General features: G+C 42.5%; 6 protein-coding genes. 2 read left to right on the forward strand and 4 right to left on the reverse strand.

Annotated features, from left to right (window positions below):
• Positions 1 to 194: 194 nt before the first annotated feature.
• The 3 genes from V7K42_RS20390 to V7K42_RS20400 all read right to left on the reverse strand — a co-directional run bounded on the left by V7K42_RS20390 (position 195) and on the right by V7K42_RS20400 (position 5078).
• On the reverse strand, positions 195 to 1220 hold the full coding sequence (locus V7K42_RS20390; protein WP_334919179.1) for a helix-turn-helix transcriptional regulator: 1026 nt from the start codon (positions 1218 to 1220) through the stop codon (positions 195 to 197).
• A gap of 700 nt (positions 1221 to 1920) precedes the next feature.
• Positions 1921 to 2646: a phosphoadenosine phosphosulfate reductase gene (cysH, locus tag V7K42_RS20395; RefSeq protein ID WP_334919180.1), complete on the reverse strand. Its 726-nt coding sequence runs from the start codon at positions 2644 to 2646 to the stop codon at positions 1921 to 1923.
• A gap of 842 nt (positions 2647 to 3488) precedes the next feature.
• Positions 3489 to 5078, reverse strand: coding sequence for a DHA2 family efflux MFS transporter permease subunit (locus V7K42_RS20400; protein WP_334919181.1), 1590 nt, complete (start codon positions 5076 to 5078; stop codon positions 3489 to 3491).
• Between the two features lie 522 nt (positions 5079 to 5600).
• Here V7K42_RS20400 and V7K42_RS20405 point away from each other — a divergent pair.
• A complete protein-coding gene (locus V7K42_RS20405) occupies positions 5601 to 6191 on the forward strand; it encodes a TetR/AcrR family transcriptional regulator (protein WP_334919182.1) in 591 nt (196 codons plus the stop codon).
• Between the two features lie 265 nt (positions 6192 to 6456).
• Here V7K42_RS20405 and patD read toward each other — a convergent pair whose 3' ends face one another.
• Positions 6457 to 6810, reverse strand: a complete 354-nt coding sequence (patD, locus tag V7K42_RS20410; protein WP_334919183.1) for a heterocyst frequency control protein PatD — start codon at positions 6808 to 6810, stop codon at positions 6457 to 6459.
• Positions 6811 to 7106: 296 nt separating this feature from the next.
• On the opposite strand from patD, the gene V7K42_RS20415 reads away from it, so the two are divergent.
• Positions 7107 to 9377, forward strand: coding sequence for a RelA/SpoT family protein (locus tag V7K42_RS20415; RefSeq protein WP_334919184.1), 2271 nt, complete (start codon positions 7107 to 7109; stop codon positions 9375 to 9377).
• Positions 9378 to 9637 lie beyond the last annotated feature (260 nt).

A 9637-nucleotide genomic window follows, 5' to 3' on the forward strand; every position in this document is an offset into this window, starting at 1 on the left:
AAATCTAGGCCATGGAGGACAAAAATTAGGCCATAAAGGACAAGTTAAAACTTGTCGTGGTGATGGTGTAGTATTAACTTTTACTCTCTTATTCCCATATCTAATCTGGTAGGGTGCGTAAGAGAGCGGTATAACACACACTACAAAACTTATTCCCAATCCCAATCCTTATTATTCCATAGAATAAAAAATCATCATTCCATAACAATCTTTTTCCCGGCTCTACAAGCACCAGGGGTAATACCAAACTTACGCTTAAAAGCGTTTCTAAAATGACCTAGATGTGAGTAACCAACCACATTTACCACTTCTTCTACAGTCATTTTGCCCTCTTGTAAAAACTGCTTTGCTTGTTCCAAACGATAATCCCGCAAACAATCAAATGCTGTTGTGCTAAAAATCTCACGAAAGCCAAGTTTTAGCTTCATATGATGCAGCCCAACTTGCTGTGCTAAATCAATCAGTGAAGGTGGCTGGATGTGATTTTGAATTAAAATTTCTTTAGCTTGGTAAATTTTTTCCACATCAACAGGCTTGAGACTAGTAAATGGATACTGTCCCTGTTGAGTTTCGACAAACTGAGTCAATTGCCACGATAAAAGTTCCATGACTTTGCTTTCTAAATACATCCGCTTCATCATCCCCTGATGAGGAGAATGCAAAATTTGCTTTAAGGCCAAATGCATTTGGTGGGTGATTTGACCAACTTGACGATGAAATAGAGGTAGAGTGTCAGACTCTAGTAGTGCTTGTAATGATTCGGGTAGAACTTCTGAACCTGTAGCAAATGACCTAAAGAAATCAAAATTGAAGAGAATTAAAATTGTTAGTTCTGTACCTACTGCTATTTCGTCAATTTGTTTAATATCTGACAAATAAAATAAATAGTTTTTACCTGGTTGGTGTAAGTAATCAGCTTGGAAAGATTTATCTTGATTTCCAGAAATCAATATCCTACCACTTCCTGCCAGGGAAAACCTGGCTACAATCCATTGATGACTGTCAAACAAGGTTTCTACACTTAAGTCTTTAAGCCATGTGCCATCATACAGTAGCAGACGGACTCCGTGTCGCAGTTCAACTTCTCGATAACTGCCTGTAACATAGCGATCGCTATATTTGACAATGCGATCGTAACCTTCGGTGTTGTAGACAACCTCATACTGCTTGCGGCTTTCTAGATGCTGTTGATGGTATTGTGCTGATGTAATTATCTTCATAGCCTTTGACTGCTCAACCACAAGTATTTTTAGTATCTTGCAGAATGGCGACTTTATTTTTAGTCGAAGCAGCGATCGCTTAGTTGCTTTCATTACGATCTTGGCTGTTGCACTAAGTCCCTGACATGAGTTGCGGAATCTTGTTGTACTGCTTACTGATAAGGGACTTCCAAGTAAAAAAATATCCCAAAACTAACACACAAATCTTCTCTATTTCTCTTCTCTCTGGGTTCTCTGCGCCTCTGTGGTTCGTTTATTTGGATAATGTATTTCTTGGAAATCCCTAATTTAATCATGCAATTGAGAATTAACTTATACAAACTAGGTAAGCAATTACAAATAATTATCAAAATTTCTGAGAAAAGGCTAAATTCAAACCTTTTCCGTTTTCCCTACACTCTTAGATGAATAGTGCTTATCCAAACTGTATTGGGATCACATCCACCGTACCGTAGCTGGTGAATTGCTTGGTGCAGCCCATCAGTGAGCATTACATACATCTGCGATCGTCAAGGAAGCAATGCCAATAGCACGCTTAAAAAGCCCAAAATACTTATGATTTAAGCAGTTTGTAATTGCTTACCTAAATTTGTTGTGTAACAGTATTATCTAACCGCAAAGGCTCAGAGTAAGCAGAGAAGGGGAGGTTTGGGGAAATTCTTCTTTTATTCTATTTCCCACTTCCTACCCCTACTTCCCCTTAAATATGAATTCCGCATTCTGTTTTATCACTTCCCCGCCAGCGTCCGGCGCGTTCGTCTTCGCCTTCACCTACTTTGGTGGTGATGGGTTCATCGCCAATGCTGGGATAACCTTTGTCGTGGAGAGGGTTGTAGATGACTCCGTGTTCAGCCACGTAAACCCAGCTATCTTGGCGTGTCCATCTAGCAATAGGATTTACTTTTAGCCGACCTTTACCATCTAATTCAAATATGGGCATATTAGCACGGGTGACTGCTTGATCGCGGCGACGGCCTGTGATCCAAGCGGTGCTGTTAAGTTCGTCTAGACCCCTTAGCAGTGGTTCAATTTTTGTAAGGTGGTGAAATTTGGCAATATCCTTGTCCCAAAGTTTGTCGCCGTATTTGGTTTCAAAGGCTTCGCGGGTTTTTACATCTGGAGTTTTGAAAGTCTGCAAATCCAGGTTGTAAATTTCTTTGGCTTTGGCTACTAATTCTAGGCTTTCAGGGAAGTGATGCAAGGTGTCGAGGAAGATTACAGGAACGGGATGCTTCAGTTCACTGTAAAGAATATGGGTAATTATCATGTCATCCACGTTAAAGGCGCTTGTTTGCACCAATCCCGTTGGGATATTTTCTATAGACCATGCCAGTATGTCTTTGGGAGTGGCAGTTTCAAATTGCTCATTTAATTTGTCTAAGTCAAAAGCGATCGTTTGGTTTATAGATGCCGTGGAGACTGTCATGATAATCTTCTGTTCAAATATTTTTACTTTGATTAAGTTTTATTTTACCCCAAAAAGACTCGTATTCCGCTCGGATATAAGGTAATTATTCTGTTCGGAAATTACTACATTATGGGAATGGGGAAAATAGTTCCGAGTTTTCAGTGCTGATGAGGGCGTTGTCCTATTTTTGTTTAGTCAAAACGAATACACGAGCAATAAATAAATTATTTACTAAGAAATTTTACGGTATTTTAAGTTTTACAGAGCTTTTATAGATATTTATACTGATTTTGATATGTTTAAGGAACTATTAACAAAAAGGATTTTACTGAAATGAAGAATTCAAAATTGCCCAACTCTTTAGGACAATCAATAACTATGGGCGCTTTAATAATGTTGACCAGCGTTAGTGTTATTACAATAATGAACTTTTTCTAAGATCGAGATTTCTAATCTTAGTAACAAAACTTCACATAGTCCTGCTCATAACTGAGTAGGACTTTTACTTTTTTATCCAGATAAATCTGTAGAGAATAATTTTTAATCCGTGTTATTACGTAGTTTTGCAATCAGAGAATTTAAAATTGGGATGCGATCGCTATAAACCTTAGTTTTTATAAGGTGAACAAGTTCGTAGTCAGGACTTTAGTGCTGGATTTTTAAGCACTGTTCGCGCAGCGTTCCCGCAGGGTAGTGCTTACTACGAACTTATCAAAATTAATGGGACAGATATCTTAGTACTTTGTCAAGCTAACTTTTAAGGTTAAAAGAAAGAACCGCAGAGGCACAGAGAACACAGAGAAAAAGAGAGAAAGATTCTAAAATTTGGTTTACTCAGCAAACTTGAACTTGGGAGATTACTAGTGACCGACTGGCGCTTTCACTCCTGCACCGCCTTTGCCCAGGAATAGTAACAAAGGTAATGAGCAAAGGAACCCTATCCCTACGACTCGAAAGCAATCTGCATAAGATAAAACGGCAGCTTGAGTATCTACTGTCTGACTTAATAAAGCTAGTGCTTGTTGTTGCGCTGTTGTCGCATCCATACCTTGATTTTGGAGTGCCCCATTGAGCAAGTCGAGGCGCTGAGTGGTTTCTGGATCGTAAGGACTAAGTTTTGATAACAAGATATCTCGATGATAAGTGTGTCGTCGGTCAAGCAGAGTAGTAAGTAAGGCAATGCCGATACTGCCACCTAGTTGTCGAGTTAGGTTATAGAAACCAGAACCAGCAGAAACATCTTTTTTGGGTAGTGGGCCTAAAACTGCCAAACTTAAAGGGAGAAACATAAATACAGTAAAGGCTCCGCGCCATACCAATGGCCAAAATAAATCATCTATACCAGTTTGTGGGGTAATTGCTGCTAGTTGAAACATGACTCCAGATGAGCCGACAGCACCGATCGCAATTAAAAATCGGGCATCAACTATGCTACTGAGTTTGCCTAATAAAACCATCCCGATCGCAGACGCTAAAGCCCCAGGTGCTAATAATAGTCCTGTCTGTGTTGCCGTAAATTGCAGCACACTTTGAGCAAATATCGGTACAGCAAAGAGTGCGCCATAAAGCCCCATACCCACTACTGCTGAGAGAACGCTTCCCGCAGCTAAAGAACGGTGACGCAAAACTCTCAAATCCACAGCAGGGTCAGTTGTTTTCATCTCTCGCCAAATAAACAACCCCAAGCCAATAATGCCCAGAATGGACAGAGTGATGATGAAACCAGAGGAAAACCAGTCATCTTGCTCTCCTTCTTCTAATACAGTTTGTAAGCTGCCCACAGCCACGATTAAAAACCCGATTCCCCACCAATCAACAGCTTGGTTTTGAGTCTCGCTTTTGTCCTTATTCTTGGGCAAAAATACCAAAGACATGGCTACTGCAACGATCCCAAAGGGAATGTTGACAAAGAAAATCCAGCGCCAGCCTAAACCATCTACTAAGAATCCTCCTAGTGTTGGACCAATTGCTGGGCCAGCAATCACACCTACACCAAAAACTGCTTGGGCTAAACCTTGTTCGGCTGGGGGAAAAGTCTCGAACAAAATCGCCTGGGCTTTTGCTAGCAATCCGCCACCGCATAAACCTTGGAGAATTCGGGCGGCAATCAACATTGGGAGATTGAAGGATAGCCCACATAAAATAGAGGAAATCGTAAAACCAATCAGTGAGAAGATAAAGTAGGTTTTACGCCCAAAGTAATCTCCTAACCATGCAGATAAGGGTATTAAGACGACGTTAGCGATCGCATATCCGCTAACTACCCAGCCCACTTCACTCACAGTCGCACCCAAGGTTGCTTGAATATCGGTGAGAGCGACGTTAACAATACTAGTATCAATTACTTCTAAAATTGCACCTAATGAAGCAGTGAAGGCGATCGCCCACTTCAAAGGCCCGTGGACATAACCAAATTGATCGGTGCTAGAACGTTTAATGTTGGTAGCCATTTTAATTCGTAATTTGTAATACTCGCCATTCGCGTAGCGTCTCGTAGACTAGGCGAGAAGCTAGCTATGTAATTGGTCAGATTTTATCTGGGTTTCCTTCTCTGGTAAGCTGTCGCGCGCGCCTACAAGTTGCCTCATAATCTTTTAGGTAGAACCTGTAAACCCTCTCCTCTGCTCCCCTGCTATCTCAATGTGCAAATTAAAAACACAACAGCTTATCTGTAGCTTTATTTTGAAAAATTGGTATCAATGCGATACCTGGATTGGGCTCTTTATTTGGCATTACAGAAGCTAAAATTAAGTATTGTATATATACGCTACGGTAGCGTATCATATAAGAATGGTCAAGGGAGACTTCAACGAAAAGTAGCAAAAATACTTATGCTAAAGATGGATGGTAGTTTCTGCTGTTTTCGTGCATTAAAACTGGGTTTTAGGGCTTATTTGTTTCCCAGATGCTTGTTCTGTACCTAAAGGTAGAAGCAAGTTGCCAAGATGATATTGCTTGGGGATGATATTTTTATGAATAAGCAAATTAACGTACCCTCTGGACGGCCGCGTAGCATCCATGCCGACCAAGCTATTCTCCAAGCAACCCTAGATTTGCTCGCAGAGGTTGGATACCAAAGTATGAGCATAGAAGCGATCGCTTCCCGCGCTGGAGTTGGTAAAACGACTATCTATCGGCGTTACACTTCCAAAGAAGAACTAGTTGCAGACGCGATAGAAAACCTGAGAAATGATTTAACGCTCCCCAATACTGGCAGCTTTTGGGGAGACATGGATATCCTCATCAATCATGCTGCTCAAAAAATAGATAGTCCTCTTGGCCGTCAGACACTCGCGCTAATTGTTAGTACAGCATCTAGCAACCCTCAATTTGCCGAGGTTTACTGGACAAAATATACCAAAGTCCGACGTGAAGCTTTGTCTAAAGTACTTAAGCGTGCAAAATCTAGAGGCGAAATCCACAAGGATGCGGATATTGAGCTAGTTATCGACCTTTTAAGTGGGTCACTCTACTATGCACTTATTTTTAAACCCATAACCGAGCCAGTAGAAGCGTATATGCGCCGCACCATGAATCTTCTCCTCAAAGGTATTGGGAATTGAGGATTGGGGATTGGGGACTGGGTATTGGGGACTGGGTATTGGGGACTGGGTATTGGGGACTGGGTATTGGGGACTGGGAAAGACTTGTTGCAAGTTATCACTCAAGTCCCCTTATCCCCTACTCCCTTGCTTCTTGCCCAGTCCCCAGTCCCCAGTCCCCAGTCCCCAGTCCCCAGTCCCCATTCCCAACTTGTTGCCAAAATAACTTTTCACGAACGGTTGTAAATGAGATGATGGATTAATTAGAGAAAAAGGTGAACAATTGTTATTTTTCTCCTTCCGCTTCTGGTTGCAGGATGGCATCACAGTATTGAATGAGGGTTGTCACGCGATCGCTAATCGTTTGAAGTCTCGTTTGTGCAGTCGATGCTTGCCGCGCTCCTTGCAAAAACATCACATCTATTGCCAACAAGCGCAATTGCTTGCTCATTTCCGTTTGATAAGACTGGACTCGCCAGTTTTCATCAGCCAAAGGCACAATTTGCTGTCCGAAAAATTGCTGCAACGAGGCTACACGCTGTCGCAGTTCGGACGCAGCAATTTGGGTAGTTGTGGCATCCGTGCGTAATTGCTCTAGCAAGGTTACGAGTGCCAAATATTTCTCAGAGTTTAAAGACATCCAGTGCTAGTTAAGATAGTATTAGTGTCAAGTAATTTTTCTTCTACAATAAACTTCTCTTTTACACTTATCAGCACTAAAAGCTTCAAATCATTATTTGAAGCTTTGTTTGCCATCAATGGATTTTCAAGCTTATGATTCTTGAAACTCAAACTGGATGACTCTATCGGCAATTGGAGAATCAATCCTTACACTGTTTTTCTACCCGTCTCTGGGCGACAGCATCTTCTTAGAGTGATGCTGCCATTTTTATTTATCATTCACTTAATCTACCGATCCTATCCAAACCCAATTGTATGAGCAGTCTAGCTATAAATTCATCAGTTGATCTAGCCATTCCGGAATGGTTGAAAAAATGTTTGAAGGAGTCATCCATAAGTAACGGCGAAGCGGAAGATGACCGAAGGCATAGTGATGCAGTTTTAATTGGTCGCGCATTTGAATTTGCTTACCAACTGCATCAAGGTCAATACCGCAAATCGGGAGAAGCATATATTGCCCATCCCATCGCTGTAGCCGACTTGCTGCGTGACTTGGGAGGCAGTGCTGCTATGATAGCAGCTGGATTCCTCCACGATGTCGTTGAAGATACAGAAGTTACAAGTCAAGAAATAGAAGAACGCTTTGGCCCAGAAGTGCGGCAATTGGTTGAAGGTGTCACCAAACTTTCTAAAATCAATTTCACCAGCAAAACCGAAAGCCAAGCCGAAAACTTCCGGCGGATGTTTTTGGCAATGGCGCAAGATATTCGGGTAATTGTGGTGAAATTGGCAGATCGTTTGCATAATATGCGAACTTTACAATATATGTCAGAGGCCAGTCGCCGCCGCAGTGCCCAGGAAACGCGAGATATATTTGCACCTTTAGCCAATCGCTTGGGAATTTGGCGAATAAAATGGGAACTGGAAGATTTGGCTTTTAAGTATTTGGAACCGGAAGCTTACCGCCAAATGCAAGAGCATGTTTCTGAAAAACGGACGGCGCGAGAAGAGAAACTGGCTAAAGCTACAGACATTTTGCGGGAACGTTTGCAGCAAACTGGAATAGCTTTTCAAGATATTAGCGGTCGTCCCAAGCACCTTTATAGCATTTATCAAAAAATGCACCGCCAGCAAAAGGAATTTCATGAAATTTACGATTTGGCTGCGCTGCGGATTATTGTTCAAACTAATGAGGAGTGCTATCGGGCGTTGGCGGTGGTTCATGACGCTTTTCGCCCAATTCCAGGGAGATTTAAAGACTACATTGGACTGCCAAAGCCTAACCGTTATCAGTCGTTGCACACTGGGGTGATTGGATTAACTGGCCGTCCTTTAGAAGTGCAAATTCGGACAATCGAAATGCATCATATCGCTGAGTATGGGATTGCCGCCCATTGGAAATACAAAGAAACAGGGGGTTCTAGTATTAGCCATTTGACGACAGCGACAGATGATAAGTTTACTTGGCTGCGGCAGCTGCTAGAATGGCAAACCGATCTCAAGGATGCACAAGAATATCTTGATAGCGTCAAAGATAATTTATTTGAAGATGATGTCTATGTCTTCACGCCCAAGGGGGATGTTGTGCCTTTAAGTCCCGGTTCTACCACTGTAGATTTTGCTTATCGCATTCATACGGAAGTGGGAAATCACTGTTCAGGGGCGCGGGTGAATGGGCGAATGGTATCTTTGTCAACGCGGCTACACAACGGCGATATTGTAGAAGTTCTCACCCAAAAGAACTGCCATCCGAGTTTGGATTGGTTGAACTTTGTCAGAACTTCGGCGGCGAAATATCGGATAAAACAATGGTACAAGCGATCGCGCCGCGAAGAAAATGTTGCCCGTGGACGGGAATTGTTAGAAAAGGAACTCGGTAAAACTGGTTTTGATAGTCTGCTAAAGTCCGATGCAATGCAGATTGTCGCCGAAAAGTGTAACTACCACAGCGTTGACGATTTACTCGCCGGTTTGGGTTACGGTGAAGTTACCTTGAACTTGGTGCTAAATCGTTGGCGAGAAGTAGCGAAGGGACAACAACCAGTTTCCACTGTGTCGCCTTTTATCCCCAAAGAACCGGCATCAAAGGCTTTGCGAGATGCACCTCTAACGACTTCTCGCGCCAGTGATTCGCCTATTGTTGGGGTAGAGGGGTTGGTGTATTATTTAGCTGGGTGTTGTACCCCGATTCCTGGCGAACCGATTATCGGTGTGGTGACGCGAGGTAGGGGGATTTCAATTCATCGCCAAGGCTGCAATAATTTAGAGACTGTGGAGTATGAGCGTTTAGTACCAGTTAGGTGGAACCCAGCCGCCGAAAATAGCGGTCGTCCGCATACTTACCCTGTGGATGTACAAATTGAAGCTCTTGACAGGGTTGGGGTGCTAAAGGATATTTTGTCACGGTTGAGTGACCAAGGGATTAATGTCCGCCATGCTCAGGTGAAAACGGCTATTGGTCAACCTGCATTGATGGACTTAGGAATAGATATACGCGATCGCTTTCAACTAGAGCAAGTGTTCGTGCAAATCAAGAAAATGAGCGACATTTTGAATATCCGCCGTGTTGGTCAAATTGACGAGTAAGTAGCCAAATTGTAGCGATTGTCTTGAAAGTCAGACAATCGTTAATAAAAAACTGGGGCTGGGAACATGAGCAATGCTTGCTCATGTTCCATCGGGCTGCGTATGCATGAGAAAATCAGATAATCCAATCGCAATTGTTGCGATGATGCCAGGGAAGGAAAAAAGATGTCGGAGAATTTAAGAAGCCAAGTTGTGACGCAAGGGGTGCAGCGATCGCCAAATCGAGCTATGCTGCGGGCAGTTGGTTTTAAAGATGAAGA

It is taken from the genome of Nostoc sp. (assembly GCF_036917455.1).
In the GTDB taxonomy this organism is placed as follows: Bacteria; Cyanobacteriota; Cyanobacteriia; order Cyanobacteriales; family Nostocaceae; genus Nostoc.

Excerpts from the sequence above, each read along its gene's own strand:
- V7K42_RS20390 (WP_334919179.1), bottom strand. The coding sequence starts at position 1,220 with ATGAAGATAATTACATCAGCACAATACCATCAACAGCATCTAGAAAGC.
- cysH (WP_334919180.1), bottom strand. The coding sequence starts at position 2,646 with ATGACAGTCTCCACGGCATCTATAAACCAAACGATCGCTTTTGACTTA.
- V7K42_RS20400 (WP_334919181.1), bottom strand. The coding sequence starts at position 5,078 with ATGGCTACCAACATTAAACGTTCTAGCACCGATCAATTTGGTTATGTC.
- V7K42_RS20405 (WP_334919182.1), top strand. The coding sequence starts at position 5,601 with ATGAATAAGCAAATTAACGTACCCTCTGGACGGCCGCGTAGCATCCAT.
- patD (WP_334919183.1), bottom strand. The coding sequence starts at position 6,810 with ATGTCTTTAAACTCTGAGAAATATTTGGCACTCGTAACCTTGCTAGAG.
- V7K42_RS20415 (WP_334919184.1), top strand. The coding sequence starts at position 7,107 with ATGAGCAGTCTAGCTATAAATTCATCAGTTGATCTAGCCATTCCGGAA.